A 16,090-nucleotide genomic window follows, 5' to 3' on the forward strand; every position below is an offset into this window, starting at 1 on the left:
GAATACAGCGCCGCCCGCTTCCAGGCCGCCTGCCGGCACTGGGGCGTCGTGCAGTCGATGGGCCGGGTCGGGTGCGCGCTCGACAATGCCGCCGCCGAATCGTTCAACTCCATCCTCAAGGTCGAATACGTCCACCGGCACCACTTCGCCACCCGGGCCGAGGCCCGCCTGAAGATCGCCACCTGGATCGCCGACTTCTACAACACCCGCCGCCGACACAGCGCCGCCGACGGGCTGCCCCCGATCGTCTACGAGCAGCAGATCATGACCGCGCGAGCAGCCGCCACGGCGAGGTCTCAGGAGACCATCGCCGCATAACCGAGTCTCCACGCTTTCAGGGGATGGACAATGAGAACGTCTCGGTCGTTGTGCATGGTGGTGGCCTTTCAGATGGCTTCCGTAGCGGTCTGCAGGGTGCGGAGCAGCTCGGAGGCGAGTTGGTCGGACACGCCCAGGCGGGCGCGGAGGATGTCGCGGGTGATGGGCTTGCCGTGCCTGGCCTGGTGTTCGTCGGCCACGCGACGGGCGTAGTCGACCAGAGCCGGAGACGGTCCCGGCTGTTCGTCCTGGACGTTCTGGGCGGGGACGAGGGCGGGTCGATCGGTTGATGGGACGGCGGCGGATTCGTCCGGACGAGGTCGGGATGACGGGACTCGGGTCGAAGACGTCTCGGAGACGTCCAGGGACGGGCCGGGACGAGGGCCGGACGTCCGACGTTCGAGCATGGAGATCGCGACGAGGAACGCGGCAGCCGGCGTCGCGGCGGTGATCCAGCCCCACATGGTCGGGTCGGCTTGTTGCAGGTTGGCGGACAGGGACAGGACGATGCCTCCGGTCAGGACGAGAACGGGCCAGGACACCGGTCCTCGGCGTACGCGTCCGGTCTTCTTGTCGCGTTGGCGTTCGCGGGCGGCCATGACGCAGGTGAGATCGATGCAGATCGCCACGGCCCAGGCCATCCAGCCGGACTGCCCGTGCTCACTGGCCGTGTCGCGGATGTGGGTGAAGGACCCAGCACCGGCGATGAGGGCCAAGACGAGAACGGGGCCGGTGTCGAGGAGCCAACAGGCGAGGCGTCGCATCGGTCAGGCCGTTCGCGGATCAGGAATGGAGTCGAGGAACTCGGCGAGGTCGGCGTCGCTCATCTGGGTGGCGTGACCGGAGACGATTTCCGCCCAGTCTGGAGTCCGATCGGCATAGGCGGTGGCGGCATGTTCCGCGGCTTGCTCACTGACGTAGAAGGAGCGGGCGCGGTACCACTGACCGTCTTGGGAAGCGACGATTGCGACGCCCGGTGTCTCGGCGGGGATGGCCCGTGCCGAGGCGAGCGCGGCGGGGTCGAGGTCGCCGAGGGTCATGGTGGCGGTCTCGGGATCATTGACGCGGTGGCAGATTCGACCGGAGCACTGAGCGCGCAGGGCGGTGACGCCTGGGCCCAGGTCCGAGCCGATCCGCTGGCCGCAGCAGAAGAGGTAGATGCCGAAGGCCCGCCCGAGTTGCGCGACCCGCAGGAGGGACGTTGAGGTCTTGGCGATCTCCTCTTTCTCGCTCTTGTCAGCCATCAGATACAGCTCGGCCAGTTCGTCGACCAGGACGACGACGGGGACGGGCCGCTGGTCGTCCGGCAGCTGCCAGATGTTGCGGGTGCCGGCCTCGCGGCACAGAGCCATGCGGCTGGTCATCACGCCGACGAGGTCGTCCAGCAGGGTGACGCATTCGGTTCGCGTGGTGCCCAGCGCCGAGAGGCGCGGGTTGTACGGGGTGAACTCCACACCGCCCTTGAGATCGAAGCCGACCAACGCCACCGGTTGCGGAGCCAGCCCCTGTACCAGGGCGTTGGCGAGGTTGGACTTTCCTGATTGGGTAGCTCCGGCGTTGAGCCAGTGTGGGACGGTTCTGAAGTCGATGGTCCACGGGCCGCCGGTTTCAAGACGGCCCACGATGACGTTGAGCAACTCGGTCGAGGTTGGAAGGGCTTCGACCCGGACGAGCGGATCGCGCACGGTGGCGGAGAGCACAACCCGCCCAGGGCGAGGGGACGAGACGCGGATCGCGTGGACGCCCCACGAGTGGGCGAGCCGTTCGGCGGCATTGGCGTAGTCGGCGGGAATTTGGCCTTCAAGGGTGTGGAGGGTGACCCGCCAGCCGTGGCGGGTCGGCTTCGGCAGCCACATGAACGGCTTGGTGTCCACGGCGATGCGCTGCCACTTGCGCCTGACACGGACGACGCCGGTCGAGGCGACGAGGCCGGGCACGGTGGTGAACCAGAAGCGCTGCCGCTTCTTGGTGAGGTTGCAGCCGAGGGCGATCTTCCGCCATGTGGCCCACACACTGATCGCGGTCAGCGGGAAGGCGACCACCAGCCAGAACGACCGGTAGTGCCAGCGGCGCCAGGCCCAGAGCCCGGCCGCCGAAGCGGCCAGGACTCCGAGCACCAGGAGCGTTGTGTCAGACACGGAGCGGCTCCGTGTCAGCCGGTAGGAGCGCCGCGGCGCGGTAGGAGATGCCCCACCGGCCGGACATCTCCCATACGTAGCCGACCATGCCAGTCGGGTTGACCTGCTGACCGGCGCTGATCGGGGGCTCCCCCGAGGTGCCGATCTTGATGAGTTCTATCCGGCCGAACTCGTCTTCCACGGAGACGGTGACCTCGAAGATGGTGTTGCCGTTCTTGTCGGTCTTGATTTCGCCGGTGTCCTTGTTGAGCAGGCGCGGCTTGGGCGCCTTAACGCAGGTGATCACGAGCTTGGAGGTGTCGACAGGGATAGGGATGGTTCGCATGAGAGCTGGTCTCCTTGTGAGGTGATGTTCTAGATACAAAGATACCTAGGTATCTAGCTCTGTAAACCGAGATAGCTAAGTTGCTTCGAAATTCCTTACAGGTTGCCCAGAGACCTAGGCATCTAGAACCGCTACTGTTGAGTCATGGCAACCAGCGACCGGCGCCGGCCGTACCTGAGAATTGCCGAGGACATCCGGCGCGACATCGCATCGGGCCGGTACGCGGTAGGGGAACGCCTCCCCGTGGCCCGCGAATTGGCGGATCACTACGGCGTCGCCATGATGACCATCGGCAACGCTCTAGCCGTCCTCCGCGACGAAGGACTCATCGAGACCCGCCAGGGGTCGGGCAGCTTCGTCAGCCGTGCGCCAGACGACGAGTCTGCCGGCCCCACCCCCGGGGAGCACAGCGAAGAGTTCCGCATCATTTCCGAGCAGCTACGCGAAATTCGTCAGCACATGCAGAAGCTGACAGTCAGGCTGGACGAGCTAGACGCTCGGACCCATCCTGATCAAGCCGGGAAGTGATCCTGATCGCGCGCCGCTGGAGTTCGGCCAAGTCGGCCGCGACCTCTGCCAGCTCGCGTAGCAAGACCTGTCGTTCGATCTCACTGAGACCCACAAAAGCCCCATTCGTATAGGTAGGACGCCGAGGCGCCCCCGGGTTACCTGACGGGTGGGGAGCCGATGAGCGGATGGGCTCACCGTTCCTGATCACAGCAGCCGCATCACCTTGGCGAGGTTGAGAATCTCGCGCTGCCGATGCAGCCGCCCGCTGTCGCGAAGGTCACGCACGATGTTGCGGACCATCGGCCGATTGCGGATGTGCTGCGGCGCGATCCGATCCGCGCGCAGCAGAGCTTCCGCCGCTTCATTGTCCTTCCTGTTCATGTGATAGCCCGCCGCGGTGCAGGTCCAGTAATGGGCCTGCCGCTCGGACGATGCGATCTCGGCGATCTCTACGCCTTCGGCCCGGCTGATCACGTCACGCGGCCGACCCAGCTCCATGCTGACCTCGACCGCGTGAATGGTGGTGTTCACCCGGTTGAACTGCGTCTGGAAGACATTGCCGTCCCGCGGCAGGACCTCGGCGACGCGGCGAGCCTCCTCAAGGTGGCTTTCCGCTTCCCTCTGGTCCCACAATCGCGAGTACGCCACGGCGGCCCGCAGGTGCAGCGCTCCCCACATCGCCTTGATCGTGTCGTCTGAGCCCACCTGCGGTTCGATCTGGTCGAGAGCCGACAGGGCCACGTTCTTGGCGGGGTCAAGTTGCGCTTCGTGCAACCACACACCGCATAGATCCCAGCTTGCCGCCGCGATCAGGTCGGGCGAGCCAACCCTTTGAGCGGCGACGAGTTCGCGCTGTACCGCGGTCCAGCCCAGATCATGATGTCCTAGAAGGTTGGAGGACACCCGCGCCATGTGGCAGGCCCGTAGCATCAGCGCCTCGGCGCGGTCACGGTCGACGGACGAGCTGTTCGTGATCGCCATCAAATCCGTGATGATCGTGGGCAATACCTCGCCCAGTGCGGTGAACTTCGCGTCCTGGCGGAGTTGCTCCGCAAGACGTACGTTCGCCTCCAGTTCTTCCATCGTCCGCGGTTCCCCCGAGGCCGGCAGTACCACTCCGCTCGGCAGCGAGGCCTGTTGGAGTGCGAGGCGAAGTCCCGGCACGGCGGCATGCCCGGAGTCCAGTTCCGTCGTCTCGTGCTGGTACGGCTGGCCGGTCAGCTCGGCAACCTCGACCCCGAGCACTTCGGCGAGCTGCCCCACCACACTCATCCGGTCCAACGGCATCCGGCCGTTCTCCACCTTGGACAGCCAGGAGACTGAACGGCCGATCTTCTCGGCGAGAGTTGCCTGATCCCAACCCCTGCGGTGACGAGCCCGCGCGATCCGCTGGCCTTGCGTCACGTACTCTGTTGCCACATCCCCGCCCTTCTCGTCGTCGCCTGCTTCGACGATAAGGCGGATGACCTGCATCACTGGCAGAAAAACTGCCAGTGAGCGGGCAAGCGAAAGCGCAGGTCGGCCTTCGACCTGCGGAAACATGTCATCACACAGAGATCGTGAAACGTGACGCTACGTGTGCTACTCCGTTGGTTCGGTGTGTCGTCACCTCGCTTCGCCCCGCATGATCCGGAGCCAGAGCATCTCGGTGTCACGGATCTTCGCCCATGGGCTCTCGACTACGACCGCAGGCCAGACCGACCGGTCATAGCGCCGTACAAACCCCAGCCCGCCCGCCATGCACTGCTCGAAGAGCAGAGACGAACACTCGCACGTGTGGGCTCGCACCCGAATACGAGGAGCGCGCGACTGCCCAGTCGACCACTGCACCGCCATTGCGTTCGGTCGGGGCGGCGCGGGGTGAATGCCGTGGTAGTCATCGAACCCGGTCACGGAGTCACCGTCCTCTATGAGTGCTCGTGCAAGGGCCAGCGTCCCGACGAGAACATCGGGTGCCGAACTGGCGTTGGTGAGCGAATGACCAGCTCCGGCCATGTCTGCGCACTCTGTTGGAAGACAGGCCGGGCGCAAGCGCGATTCCCCACCCGGAGGGGCCCTGGACCATCGCCCACCAACGCCATACCTTCAAGGTAGCAAGCCTGTAAGTGCCTGTCTACGCCATGGAATGCCGTTAAGCTGCATGATCCGGTGTGAAGGTCCGTGAAACGCCCTCCTACTCTCATAGCGTGGCCAGATATGTCGAGCACACGCGCACCTGGGAGTTCGACGAGGACCGTTCTCGCTGGGAACAGATCCTCGAAGTCCTTGTCACGCGGATCGACTCCGGGGAGTGGGGACCTAAGTTCAAGATCTCCGAGGTGAAACTCATGGAAGAGTTCGGAGTCGCCCGCCCCACCATCCGCAAGGCCATGGAACGCCTCAGAGGTGCCGGCAAGGTCTACACCGTTCCCAACCTCGGCAGTTTCGTCACACCCGACGAGCACTCAGCGCAGTAGGTTCCTCGACCATGAGCCAGCGGATCGACTACCACAACGACCCGAACGCGCCTGCCGCCAACAGCCTCGTCCCCTCAGTGAACGTCGTGGTCACCAACGACGCAGACGAGGTGCTGTTGATCCGCCGATCAGACAACGGCAACTGGGCCCTGCCCGGCGGCGCCATCGACCTCGGCGAGTCCATCCCCCAGGCAGCGATCCGCGAGACTCTCGAAGAGACCGGGATCACCTGTGAGATCACTGGACTGGTCGGCACCTACAGCGACCCTCGCCACGTTATCCGCTACACCAGCAACGACGAGGTCCGCCAGGAATTCTCCATCGTTCTCACGGCCCGAGCGGTCAGCGGCCGACCGACTCCCAGCACCGAATCTCGCGAGGTCCGCTGGGCACCTCGGCATGAGCTGGGCAACTACCCCATGCACCGCTCCATGCGGCTGAGGATCAGTCACTACCTACAGAACAGCAACCCCCACATCGGCTGAGCCAGCCCAATATCGATTGCGACGGGCATGACCGGCCAAGCTGACCGGGTTCGGTCCACGGTGACGCGGTGCTGATCGAGGACCGACGGCCATCGGCCTGGAGTGGACAGCCGGGCTATTGCTCGGGGGCGCCGCACAGTAACCAACCGTCACGACGCCGGACCGGGAGGCGCCACCACCCTGTTCCTTCTCGCCAGTGGGCGTGGACGCGGATGTCGAGCAGGAACATCTTGGGCACTCTGCTCCTGTCCAGCTGAGTACGGATACTCATGTGCCGTTCTGGCAGCGTTTATACGCTGCGGATCATGGTTCTGAAGCTGAGTGCCTCTGGCGTGTGGATGTGGTGGGCATCAGGCACGGTCGTGACCGTCGCCGGCCTGTGGCTGTGGTGGGCTGCTCCCTGGGCGGACGGAAACGACCGATGGAAACTGGCGGCCCGCCAGTCGTCGGTCACCTACGGGAAGGTCATCGCCACCGGCGAGCGCGACGCCTGGGCCTTCGGCTGGGACATCCTCGGCATCGCCGCCTGGCTGCCTGTGGCCGACGGCCCGCATCGCCCCACGGTATTCCACTGGGACGGCGACCGTTGGACGAAAAGCGACTTCCCCGTCCAGCACGGCGATGTCGGCCTGGTCGCCGCGTCTAGCCCGTCTAATCTGTGGGCCCTGGCTGGTGGCTCCGTCCTGCGCTGGGACGGGCGTGCCTGGACGATCGTACGGGAGGCGCCCGATACAGCCTGGGCCCTCGCCGTCGTCGGTGATGACGTGTGGATCTTCGGCGACCACAAGGCGTGGTACTACGACGGCACAACCTGGTCGGAGTCGCGAGTTTCCTTCCGCACCCTCCGAGTCGGCGCCCGCTCGGCCTCCGACATCTGGGCCCTCGACGTCGACCGTCCCTTTGTGCATCACTTCGACGGCAGGACCTGGACCCGGCTGGACTTGAGCTCGCACCTGCCGAAGTCCCCGCCTCCGTCCGACGATATCCCGCCCGGACCACTCAGCCCTCGGCTGTTTGCCATCACCGCCGACCCGTCCGGCATCTGGATCACCGGGGAGATCGGGATGTCGTCGTTCCTGCTCTCCCAGACCGGTTCCGGCTGGCACCGCGAGGACACCTCCGCAAAGGCCGGGCGTATGGGCCGTGGTCTTCCGCCCGTGCACGACGGCAGGGGAGGTCACTGGTTCCTCGGCTCCACCGACATCAATGGGCATGAGTCAGCCCTCGCCCACCGCGATCTTTTCGGCCGCTGGACGAGAGTTCCTGCCGGGGGCGAACTCACCTCGTTGTCCGCCGTCCCCGGTGGTCCACTCCTCGCCACCGGGACGATCGGCAGAGCTTCAGGGGTCTTCCGCAACCTTCCTTGAGACTGAGGAACATCGAATAGGCGACACCTGATGACGCGAGGTCGCTAGTGCGGCACCCCGACCTGGCCCGCTCTCGTGCCTGGTGACAAACGGAACGGGGTGCAGGCCCGCCAGCCGACCTGTCCTAGGAGTTCCGTCAAGGATGTGCTCACAGCCGCCAAAGGGCCTCTGGCCTAGGTTGGTGGTCGGAGTGTGGTCACGCTGGCGGGTGACGCGGCTCTCGACGTCCGCGACCTTGTCGTTCAGTGTCTCGGCGGAGGCACGGCATCCTCCCTTGCAGCCGTCGAGAGCTACTCCGACGGTGGGGCACGGCACCAGACCAACGGCCCGCGGTAGACCAAGACATGATCGCTCGGTTTCTCGCTGCCGCTTCCCGGCGAGATAGCCGAAGTGGAAAAGCCCACCTCGGGACCGTCCCAGCCCGCTGACTCTGTGGGCGGCAACGCCGCTCCCCAGGTGATCGAACAGCTCCTGGCGAAAGCCACCGGTCACCGCTCCGATGCCGAGCAGAACACCTTCTTTAATCGCGTCATCGACGCATGGCGGTGCCAGCCCGGCCCGGACAACTCTCAGCCCGTCCTCACGCTCGTCGCCGGCTATGCCGGGTCGGGTAAGACAAAGTTCTCTCGCTTCCTCTGCGAGATCACTGGTTGGGCGCTCCTCGACAAGGACACCTTGACTCGCCCCCTGGTCGAGCGTCTACTCGTCTCCCTTGGTGGCGATCCTCACGACCGCCATACGGAGTTGTACCTCCAAGACGTCCGCCCCTTGGAGTACCGCTGCCTCATGGAGACCGCGTTCGACAACCTTGAGGCAGGAACTTCAACTGTCGTGTCGGCTCCGTTCATAGCCGAACTGGCAGACTCCGACTGGGTAGCGCGCCTGAGCGATCGCTGCACGTCCCGAGGCATCGACGTCGTGGTGGCGTGGGTGCGCTGCGACGTGGACTCCATGCGCAAGCACATCGAGCTTCGTGGTGATGCGCGCGATACCTGGAAGCTCCAGAACTGGGAGTCATATGCCAGCACTCTCAACACCGAGACCAGCCCACCCACCGCGCACATCACCATCGACAACCGGCTCGGCGCCGCAACTTACCTCACCGATCAGGCACGCGACGCCTTGAATCGGATCCCGCTGCGTGAGGATGCTGAACTCGACGCGAGCCACCAGCGCTCCGACTGATCCAATCGACCAAGCCAGGACGAAGGTCCGTCGAGAGGTGTCAGGCATGTCGTGGGACAGGAACGGCAGCAGGTCGCACGACGGACATGCGGTTCAGCAAAGACGGATGAGAACTTTCTCTACGGTTTCAAGGGCAGTCCGCCTGCGGCGGCCTGCCGCGCGTCGGGCGGTCGCTGGCCGCGCTGCGGCTCTCCGGCCGGTCGCGGCCCACGCCGCCCACGCGCTGAGCCGCTACATCGAACAACCCTGAGCTGATCAACAATCATCACGGAGTACGGCTGGCCACAGCCTTACTCCGGCAGCAGTGACGTCTCCACGGGGATCTCCGGCCGCAAAGTGATCGCCTCGCGACGGGAGCCTCTGGAGCTGCTGAGGAGATACCGATCACCTCGCCCGCCCTCGGCCGAGGCAAATCCAGCAACCCGGCTCCTCTGCGTCAAGCCCGGCTGTGACCGCTGGGCAACGCATGACCGAGGAACGGCGGCCAGCAGACGAACACGCGAACCCGAGCTTGGCACTCCGTCACCAATCCGCTGCCGCTCCGCGGTGGGGCGACGGCTCGCGAAGTGATCGGGATAGAACCGCGGCTGTCGCCGAACGCGCGTGCGGCGCACAGATTCACAGGCGATTGAGGTAAATCAGCGCTCGGAGAACTCGTCGATATCAGCAGTTGAGCTCATGGCGTGGATCTCACAGTCGCGGAAGTTGACGTCATCGGCGAAACATAGGACGCAGCGAATAAGTCGCTGGCGAAATCCCGATAGCCTGTTTGTGTGCGTGGCGTCGATCCAGCGATGCGACTGGTGCCCACCGCAGTTGATCACTTGACCGTCGATGGGGTATGGCGCAACAAAGGCAGCCACGGTGTGCTCACGATCCGCGCCAGGGTCGACAGCAGGAACGAGCGTCACCGTGTCGGGCGAGACGCTATCAACGCCGACGACCCGCATGACGCGGCCACCTGACGACACAACAAGGCCACCCGCCTCAATTTGCGCTCCGGCCATTTTCGCCCTCCATGTTCGGCTGTTCCTATTTCCATTCAACCCCGAATAACGCACAAGCGCAAGCCGTCCCGCTAAAATGCCTATAGCGCGTCACGCGGAGGTGCGATCGAAAGGAAAGAGTTGCCCAGAAGGAAGTCGAAACGGCTCACGCAGCGCAATTCGGGAAATAGTCTCGAAAAGTGCGCAAGACATAGCGGTGTAGCCGGTTGCCGCCCGTGCGGATCTGGCAACCATATCGAACTCGGCCACGCAACTAGATCGTAAGCATCCATCAGCTTTGTGACGCTGTGTGATGCTTGCTAGTCAGTCGGTCAGGGCGACTGGGCATCCAGAGGTGGCCGGTGAAGGCGCAGCGGATCGCGTCCAGGGCATTCAGGCCGTGGTAACGGGCCGAGTCGAGGTACAAGCGGACCGCCAGCCAGGCGGCGGCGCCGGTCTCGGATTGATGGCAGCCGGAGATCTACACCTGGGTCTTGACCGGTCGCAGCGCGCGCTCGCCGGTGTTGTTGGCGAAGGGCACCAGGCCCGGCAGGTCGGGAAGCGCAGCACGTCGGCGCTGCGGTCGCGCAGGCGCTCCAGCAGGTTGCGGGTCGGGCTCTGTTTGCGGCCCGGGGCACGCGGGTGCAGCGACAGCCCGACGGCCGCACCCTGGTGGAAGGCCTGCAGGTAGACCAGCGCCCGTTCCGCAGGTATCGGCCAGGCCCTGCTCGGCCGCCTTCTTAGCTTGCTCGTTCAGCTCCGCCAGCGTCCAGCGGACCTGGACGGGCCGACGCTGATCAGGGTGGTCCTCGGCAGCAGCGGTCAACTCACGGACCAGGTGCGCCCCGCAAAACTGGTGTCGGGCATCGGGGTAGCCGTCATACAGGGCCGGCGAATCGTGGACCACCACGCCGCGAAGTCCGGCAGCACGCCCAGGGCGTTGGCACCCTCGCGGGAGCGCGGCCCCAGCCCGCGCAGGGTGAGCCGCGACACGCATCTACCGCTTGACCAGGCTTGCCAGGCCTCAACAAGGTGATCGGCTCCCGTTCGCAACCAGGCGCTCAATTGGTAGGAACGGACACGATGTCGCGGGTCAAGGCCGTGACGATCGCCCACTTCGCTTCTCGCCGGCCGTGGCTGGGGCGATCGACGCCGAGGCCCTCCTTCGTCGGGCCCCGGCACCGGGTGACCATGGCTGAGGTGACAGCAACGTTCCGACACACCGACGCACCAGCGCCAACGTCCACACGCGTTAGACCACAGTCTCGATCAGCAGAGCTGGGAGATAGCCCTGCCTGAAAAACGGAAGGTCCGGCTACCAGCCACCTCGCAGTGCTCGATGTTGGCGGGCCTGCGCTCCCGGGGACGCTTGCCGACGAGTACGCCTCAATCTCGCCGAGAGGTCTTCCGAAGGCCACAGGTCCGCAGCTCGGCAGGAGGCTCAGCACGCCCATCTCAGTCTGCCTTCCAAACTGATGGCTCAGTGGCGCGGGTGTGTCAGTCCGAGTTGTTAGTCTCGCAGCCATGGTCCGTACTGGGATTCAAGGCTGTGACCACCGTCTGCACCGCCGTCGGCAACGGTTCGTGCTCCCACAAGCGCACTACGTGCCAGCCCGCAGCCTTCAGGGCAGCGTCAGCTGCGCGATCTCGCTCAATGTTGCGGCGAAGCTTCGGCGCCCAGTACCACTCGTTCGTTGTTGGCTGGCGACCATGCTCAGGGCACACATGCCAGAAACACCCGTCTACGAAGACAGCGATCTTGCGCGCCGTGAAGACGATGTCAGGGCGGACCTTCACCCCACCAAGGTCCAGCCGGAGGTCTTTGCGGTACCGGTAGCCAAGCCGATGCAACGCGCTGCGAAGAGCCACTTCGGGCTTAGTGTTCGTACGGCGGTTGGCCCGCATGTTCCGAGAACGCCCCTCACTGAGGGGCTCTGGATACAGGCCTCGGGCGTAGGCCCGCTTGCGGGCTTGCTCCCTCTTGTGTTCAGACACATCCACGCCCGTCATGCAGGCCCCCTACCTTCTCTGTGAAGATACAGCCAGTAACACCCCAGTCGTTCCTGAACCGCGAAAGGACTCCCCTATGGCTCTTGAGGTCGTTGAGATCTGCGCTGGTGCGGGAGGCCAGGCGCTTGGGCTGGAAAAGGCTGGCTTCGAGCACGCGCTTGCTGTGGAGCTAGACGAGAATGCCTCCGCCACCCTCCTCCGAAACCGGCCGAACTGGGACGTCAGGACCGGCGACGTCGTGGATAGCAGCCTATGGAAGCCCGATCAGTTCGAGGGGGTGAGCCTGCTTGCCGGCGGCGTCCCTTGCCCACCGTTCACGATCGCAGGCAAACAGCTGGGAGCCACTGACGAACGCGATCTCTTTGCATGGGCAGTCGAGCTGGTGGGGAGCGTTAAACCCCAGGCCCTGATGCTGGAGAACGTCCGTGGGCTGAGCATGCCACGTTTCGCGGGCTATCGGCAGCATGTCCTCGATCGGCTTCGCGAGCTCAAGTATGTCGCCGAGTGGAGGTTGCTCCAGGCTTCCCACTATGGAGTTCCTCAGCTACGCCCGCGATTCGTCCTTGTCGCCCTGAAAGAGGAGTTCGCCGACTACTTCCACTGGCCCGAAAAGCTCGGCGAGCCCCCGACAGTCGGTGACACGCTATTCGAACTCATGGCTGCCGATGGATGGCGCGGCGCCGAGACCTGGAGAGAGAAAGCGAACAAGATTGCTCCCACAATTGTCGGCGGCTCGAAAAAACATGGTGGCGCCGACCTGGGACCAACGAGGGCCAAGCGAGCCTGGGCCGAAATAGGAGTCGATGCACTCGGTGTCGCTGACGCGCCTCCCACTGTGAACGATGATCCCGACTTCATGCCCAAGCTCACCACAGAGATGGTCGCGCGCATCCAAGGCTGGGATGACAAGGAGTTTCATTGGGAATTCACTGGTAGGAAAACCTCGCGATATCGCCAGATCGGCAATGCCTTCCCGCCCCCGGTTGCCGCGGCTGTCGGGAAAGCAATAGCAGCGGCTCTAAAGAAGGAAACAAATCCCCATGAGCGCAGCAATAATCTCAAAGGCGACCCGATTTATCGTGTCCTGCGAGAAAGTGGCGACTTCATGACCGCCGCGCAAATTGCGCGCGCGATTGAGCGAAAAATAGAGCCTAGTGACGCCACAGGACTCAAGCTAGAACCACATGAACTTGAGCGCAGGATCGCCCTGCTCGGGCGGGACTTTCAAATTGAAATGAAAGAAAGCACTAGCGCCACCGCCTATAAGCTTGGCGAGTTCCGGGCCTTCATAGGACAAGATGATCACGTTCGACATGAACACTTCCTGAAAAATAGGGCAAAAATCAGCTAGCATCGCATCTTCGCGAGCCGAGAGACGGTCTCTGACTACTTCTTGCCACCAAGCACCTATCGACTCAGCTCCAGCTGTGGCAGGGCGCCAGACTGAGGGTCAAGGCCGTCTAGTCAGCGGAATGATCGGGGCTACCTTGATGTTGCACCTCCTCGTCCGACCTTGACTGAACTCAGGTCTGTACACGGCGGCGCAGGCAGGATAGACACATCCCTGTGATCACGGACAACTCGGCCGACGACTCCAAATACCCGCCCGAGGCCTACGCCCCCAGCGGCGAGCTCTGGTGGCACCTACGTGTCTTGCCAGGAAGCCGTCGCCCGTTTGGTGACGAGCAGAAGCTCGCTGCTTGGCTGGCGTTCAACCTCGCAGAGGGACAGACGTTCACGATGGCAGACCTTCGCCAGGCGCTAGGTGAGGATGCCCCCAACAATGCAGAGCATTTGAATCGCCGGCTGCGGAACCTCCGGCCCGACGGCTGGGACGTCCCCACGAATAAGGACGATCGGACTCTTCCTGTTGGTACCTACCGGCTGGACGCGAAGGGGTGGCATCCCGCTCTTGGTCCGCGGCCAAAACGCGATGCAGTTTCGGCAGGGCAGCGCCGCCGTGTGTTCGACCGAGATGACAGACGCTGCGTCGTGTGCGGCGTTGGCAACGGAGAACCGTATCCAGGCGAGCCCAATTCACGAGCAGCCCTCACTGTTGGCCACCGGATACCACGCGAGCTGGGCGGCTCAACTGAGCTCGATAACCTTCAGACCGAGTGCAAGAGATGCAACGAGCCTGTACGGCAGGAGCTAGGCCTCCCTGAGACGTTGGCGGAACTTCTGCCTGATGTGAGACGCCTCCGCACACAAGAACTGAGGACCCTTCTCTCCTGGCTGCAAGCGAAGCACCGCATCAGGAACCGGGTGGACACGGTCTACGACCGTGCCCGGCAGCTGTCTGCCACCGAACATGAGCAACTGGTTAGGACTCTCCACGACATGCTCCATGGGTCAGGAAACGCACAATAGGAAGCTATGTCGGACCCGAACCAGTTAACCCGACAGGGTTGGTACCGACAACTTCGGAGGTCGCTGATCACTTGACCCCCAGCCTCAACGGGCTCCCGATGCGCAACAGCGAACGGTGAGGGACGGTGCGTCCTTCGCGAAACGCCAGGATTGCCCTTCTCCTGGACGTTGAGCGCCGTCGGGAGCCCGGTCGGCGGGCGCGATCGCGTCCACGAACATCTATTTCCGCATGAGTTCCTTAGGTTATACGTGACTGTATGCGGCGGCAGATCCTCAGCGCGCTTTTCACCGGGATGACCCGAGCCTTGACCAGCGCATCTATGCCCATGTAGCGGCGGACTTCGACCTGCTCTCGGTCTGCTGTCGGCGTACAACCTCATTGGTCGCCCTCGCTGAGGCATGCCCCCCCCGACGCCAGTCTGCCGCCCTCAGCATGAAGAGGCCGGCACGATCTCATCTAAGTCGTCCGGCGGCCCGATCGTAGGTCGTACCTCACCGCAACCAAGAGGGTCACAACCCCAACTGCTCAGGGCTGCAGGATCAAGGGTCACGGAACGAGGGCGGACGCAGACATCCGCCCTACCAGCATGGGGCCCGCTCAGGCGGATGTCCGCTCTCAGCCAGGGAAGATCCGACCCGTCGGCGCGGCGGCGGCTCTCCTTGTACAGCTATTGGATCGCCAGTTGTTAGACCAGATCACGCGGGGAACAGCAAGGCCAGCCATTTCGCTTGGGCGGCGAACCCCCGGCACCAGCCGCGCGCTCGGCCACCAGCGCGGCGAGGACCCAGATGTTCTGAGCGCGCAAGGTGGCAGCGGGCTGACCGAAGACCCGCTGATCAGATCAAGCCCACAAAGAACAGATAAAGTATTACAGTTCGGCATACTCCGGCCTATTGGCCCACATGGAACGAGACATCCAGGTGATCCACAGGGACGTACGGTAAATGTCGGAAGCGTGACGTATGGTCCTAAGGAGAACAGTCGATCTTCCTCGTAGACGACGACCCCCTCGGATGGCTACGCATGACGATCCCTCGTACCACTGCTCAAGACGTCCTTAACCTATTCAACGTGACGAAGCCAGCCGGCATCGCGTTCGACCGGTGGTGCAACGACCCAGGCAAGGCTGAGGTTGTCCCTCATGTAATGGCCCACGTAACGCTCGCCGTCTACACGTTGAGCCCATCAGCTGTGGAACAGGTGTGCCTAACAACCGCCCATGCGCTCGGCCAGGTGAAGCGGACAGTGGCTGAAAGTGTCAAGACCATCGTTGACTGGCATCCCAGCTTCGCCTTTACTCACACGCTCCACTACGCGGTCGAGACCCTGGGTAGTCTGCCCACCTGGCAGACATTTCTGAATTTCGTGCGCACCGATCCTCAAGCTAAGGCCATGCTGTGGGACCCCGTAGTAGAGCACGTTATGGCAGTTCACCAAGCTGCAGGCGGCCCCTCGCTTAAGTCCGCATGGGACTCTATGGGCTGGCGGGTTGGGAACGCCTACTACTCGTTCCTAAGGGAGATCTATATTGTCGTGAATCTTCGCGACGCCGGTCTCGACGTCCGCATGCACCCCCTTGCGGATGCACTGAGCGCTTTTCATCCCGCGTCGCGGAGTTGAAGGACAAGGATTGCTTTGACGAGCTGACCTGCGAGAAGTGGGCAGCAGCGGAGTTTGTGGAGGATGCGCCAGGTTTTCAACTGGGCGTTGGCGCGTTCGCCGGGGCCTCGGAGCTTGGCGTGGGCGGCGTTGGCGGCCTTTTGCGAGGCGGGCTTGTTGCGGCCCTTGTACGGGACACGCACGTGCTCACCAGCACCGACGTAGCCCTTGTCGGCGAGGGTGAGCAGGTCGGCAGCTTGCAGGCGGCGCAGTATGCCCCAGATTCGGGCGGCCTTGAGATCGTGTACCGAGCCCGGCAGGGAGCCGGAGGTCCACAACG

Annotated in this window: 17 protein-coding genes; 9 read left to right on the plus strand and 8 right to left on the minus strand. The window is 63.9% G+C overall.

What is annotated here, in order from left to right:
* A partial coding sequence (locus tag BLR04_RS38920; protein WP_143022435.1) for an integrase core domain-containing protein occupies positions 1–318 on the plus strand: 318 nt, incomplete at its 5' end.
* Positions 319–386: 68 nt separating this feature from the next.
* On the opposite strand, the gene BLR04_RS38925 is transcribed toward BLR04_RS38920, so the two are convergent.
* From BLR04_RS38925 to BLR04_RS38935, 3 genes are read right to left on the minus strand one after another with little or no spacing between them, the layout of a single operon-like run.
* Complete coding sequence (locus BLR04_RS38925; RefSeq protein WP_090774182.1) at positions 387–1,082, minus strand: DUF2637 domain-containing protein; 696 nt, start codon at positions 1,080–1,082, stop codon at positions 387–389.
* A 3-nt stretch (positions 1,083–1,085) separates the two neighbouring features.
* Positions 1,086–2,435 (minus strand): FtsK/SpoIIIE domain-containing protein, encoded by a 1,350-nt coding sequence (locus BLR04_RS38930; protein ID WP_245741005.1) that lies wholly within the window; start codon positions 2,433–2,435, stop codon positions 1,086–1,088.
* A gap of 13 nt (positions 2,436–2,448) precedes the next feature.
* Positions 2,449–2,781, minus strand: coding sequence for an SCO3933 family regulatory protein (locus tag BLR04_RS38935; protein ID WP_090774184.1), 333 nt, complete (start codon positions 2,779–2,781; stop codon positions 2,449–2,451).
* 144 nt (positions 2,782–2,925) lie between these two features.
* Here BLR04_RS38935 and BLR04_RS38940 point away from each other — a divergent pair, with 144 nt between their 5' ends.
* Positions 2,926–3,309 carry a GntR family transcriptional regulator gene (locus BLR04_RS38940; RefSeq protein ID WP_090774185.1) on the plus strand — a complete coding sequence of 128 codons (384 nt, stop codon included), beginning with the start codon at positions 2,926–2,928 and terminating at the stop codon, positions 3,307–3,309.
* Between the two features lie 186 nt (positions 3,310–3,495).
* Here BLR04_RS38940 and BLR04_RS38945 read toward each other — a convergent pair whose 3' ends face one another.
* Positions 3,496–4,833 carry a helix-turn-helix domain-containing protein gene (locus BLR04_RS38945; protein WP_090774186.1) on the minus strand — a complete coding sequence of 446 codons (1,338 nt, stop codon included), beginning with the start codon at positions 4,831–4,833 and terminating at the stop codon, positions 3,496–3,498.
* A 644-nt stretch (positions 4,834–5,477) separates the two neighbouring features.
* Between BLR04_RS38945 and BLR04_RS38955 the strand changes: the two genes are divergently transcribed.
* The 4 genes from BLR04_RS38955 (at position 5,478) to BLR04_RS38970 (ending at position 8,784) form a co-directional block, all read left to right on the plus strand.
* Positions 5,478–5,747, plus strand: a complete 270-nt coding sequence (locus BLR04_RS38955; RefSeq protein ID WP_090774196.1) for a winged helix-turn-helix domain-containing protein — start codon at positions 5,478–5,480, stop codon at positions 5,745–5,747.
* 11 nt (positions 5,748–5,758) lie between these two features.
* The gene (locus BLR04_RS38960; RefSeq protein WP_090774188.1) at positions 5,759–6,232 is read left to right on the plus strand and encodes an NUDIX domain-containing protein; all 474 of its coding nucleotides are present in this window, start codon (positions 5,759–5,761) and stop codon (positions 6,230–6,232) included.
* A gap of 305 nt (positions 6,233–6,537) precedes the next feature.
* Positions 6,538–7,599, plus strand: a complete 1,062-nt coding sequence (locus BLR04_RS38965; RefSeq protein ID WP_143022436.1) for a hypothetical protein — start codon at positions 6,538–6,540, stop codon at positions 7,597–7,599.
* A gap of 432 nt (positions 7,600–8,031) precedes the next feature.
* A complete protein-coding gene (locus BLR04_RS38970) occupies positions 8,032–8,784 on the plus strand; it encodes an AAA family ATPase (RefSeq protein ID WP_245741006.1) in 753 nt (250 codons plus the stop codon).
* Between the two features lie 638 nt (positions 8,785–9,422).
* Here BLR04_RS38970 and BLR04_RS38975 read toward each other — a convergent pair.
* The 3 genes from BLR04_RS38975 to BLR04_RS38985 all read right to left on the minus strand — a co-directional run bounded on the left by BLR04_RS38975 (position 9,423) and on the right by BLR04_RS38985 (position 11,780).
* Positions 9,423–9,791: a hypothetical protein gene (locus tag BLR04_RS38975; RefSeq protein ID WP_090774191.1), complete on the minus strand. Its 369-nt coding sequence runs from the start codon at positions 9,789–9,791 to the stop codon at positions 9,423–9,425.
* Between the two features lie 460 nt (positions 9,792–10,251).
* Positions 10,252–10,767, minus strand: coding sequence for an IS66 family transposase (locus tag BLR04_RS42960; RefSeq protein ID WP_090774192.1), 516 nt, complete (start codon positions 10,765–10,767; stop codon positions 10,252–10,254).
* A gap of 500 nt (positions 10,768–11,267) precedes the next feature.
* A complete protein-coding gene (locus BLR04_RS38985) occupies positions 11,268–11,780 on the minus strand; it encodes a very short patch repair endonuclease (RefSeq protein ID WP_090774193.1) in 513 nt (170 codons plus the stop codon).
* Positions 11,781–11,856: 76 nt separating this feature from the next.
* Between BLR04_RS38985 and BLR04_RS38990 the strand changes: the two genes are divergently transcribed.
* The 3 genes from BLR04_RS38990 to BLR04_RS39000 all read left to right on the plus strand — a co-directional run bounded on the left by BLR04_RS38990 (position 11,857) and on the right by BLR04_RS39000 (position 15,771).
* Complete coding sequence (locus BLR04_RS38990) at positions 11,857–13,131, plus strand: DNA cytosine methyltransferase (RefSeq protein WP_090774194.1); 1,275 nt, start codon at positions 11,857–11,859, stop codon at positions 13,129–13,131.
* 389 nt (positions 13,132–13,520) lie between these two features.
* A complete protein-coding gene (locus BLR04_RS42965; RefSeq protein WP_090774197.1) occupies positions 13,521–14,150 on the plus strand; it encodes an HNH endonuclease in 630 nt (209 codons plus the stop codon).
* A 1,072-nt stretch (positions 14,151–15,222) separates the two neighbouring features.
* Positions 15,223–15,771: a hypothetical protein gene (locus tag BLR04_RS39000; protein WP_143022437.1), complete on the plus strand. Its 549-nt coding sequence runs from the start codon at positions 15,223–15,225 to the stop codon at positions 15,769–15,771.
* Here the strand turns inward: BLR04_RS39000 and BLR04_RS39005 are convergent.
* Positions 15,750–16,090: transposase family protein (locus BLR04_RS39005; RefSeq protein ID WP_143022438.1), on the minus strand; the 341-nt coding region annotated here is incomplete at its 5' end. The two genes, BLR04_RS39000 and BLR04_RS39005, sit on opposite strands and share 22 nt — an antisense overlap.

The sequence above is a fragment of the Nonomuraea maritima genome, assembly GCF_900100395.1.
Taxonomy (GTDB): Bacteria; Actinomycetota; Actinomycetes; order Streptosporangiales; family Streptosporangiaceae; genus Nonomuraea; species Nonomuraea maritima.

Excerpts from the sequence above, each read along its gene's own strand:
- BLR04_RS38925 (WP_090774182.1), bottom strand. The coding sequence starts at position 1,082 with ATGCGACGCCTCGCCTGTTGGCTCCTCGACACCGGCCCCGTTCTCGTC.
- BLR04_RS38935 (WP_090774184.1), bottom strand. The coding sequence starts at position 2,781 with ATGCGAACCATCCCTATCCCTGTCGACACCTCCAAGCTCGTGATCACC.
- BLR04_RS38940 (WP_090774185.1), top strand. The coding sequence starts at position 2,926 with ATGGCAACCAGCGACCGGCGCCGGCCGTACCTGAGAATTGCCGAGGAC.
- BLR04_RS38945 (WP_090774186.1), bottom strand. The coding sequence starts at position 4,833 with ATGTTTCCGCAGGTCGAAGGCCGACCTGCGCTTTCGCTTGCCCGCTCA.
- BLR04_RS38960 (WP_090774188.1), top strand. The coding sequence starts at position 5,759 with ATGAGCCAGCGGATCGACTACCACAACGACCCGAACGCGCCTGCCGCC.
- BLR04_RS38965 (WP_143022436.1), top strand. The coding sequence starts at position 6,538 with ATGGTTCTGAAGCTGAGTGCCTCTGGCGTGTGGATGTGGTGGGCATCA.
- BLR04_RS38975 (WP_090774191.1), bottom strand. The coding sequence starts at position 9,791 with ATGGCCGGAGCGCAAATTGAGGCGGGTGGCCTTGTTGTGTCGTCAGGT.
- BLR04_RS42960 (WP_090774192.1), bottom strand. The coding sequence starts at position 10,767 with ATGCGTGTCGCGGCTCACCCTGCGCGGGCTGGGGCCGCGCTCCCGCGA.
- BLR04_RS38985 (WP_090774193.1), bottom strand. The coding sequence starts at position 11,780 with ATGACGGGCGTGGATGTGTCTGAACACAAGAGGGAGCAAGCCCGCAAG.
- BLR04_RS38990 (WP_090774194.1), top strand. The coding sequence starts at position 11,857 with ATGGCTCTTGAGGTCGTTGAGATCTGCGCTGGTGCGGGAGGCCAGGCG.
- BLR04_RS42965 (WP_090774197.1), top strand. The coding sequence starts at position 13,521 with ATGGCAGACCTTCGCCAGGCGCTAGGTGAGGATGCCCCCAACAATGCA.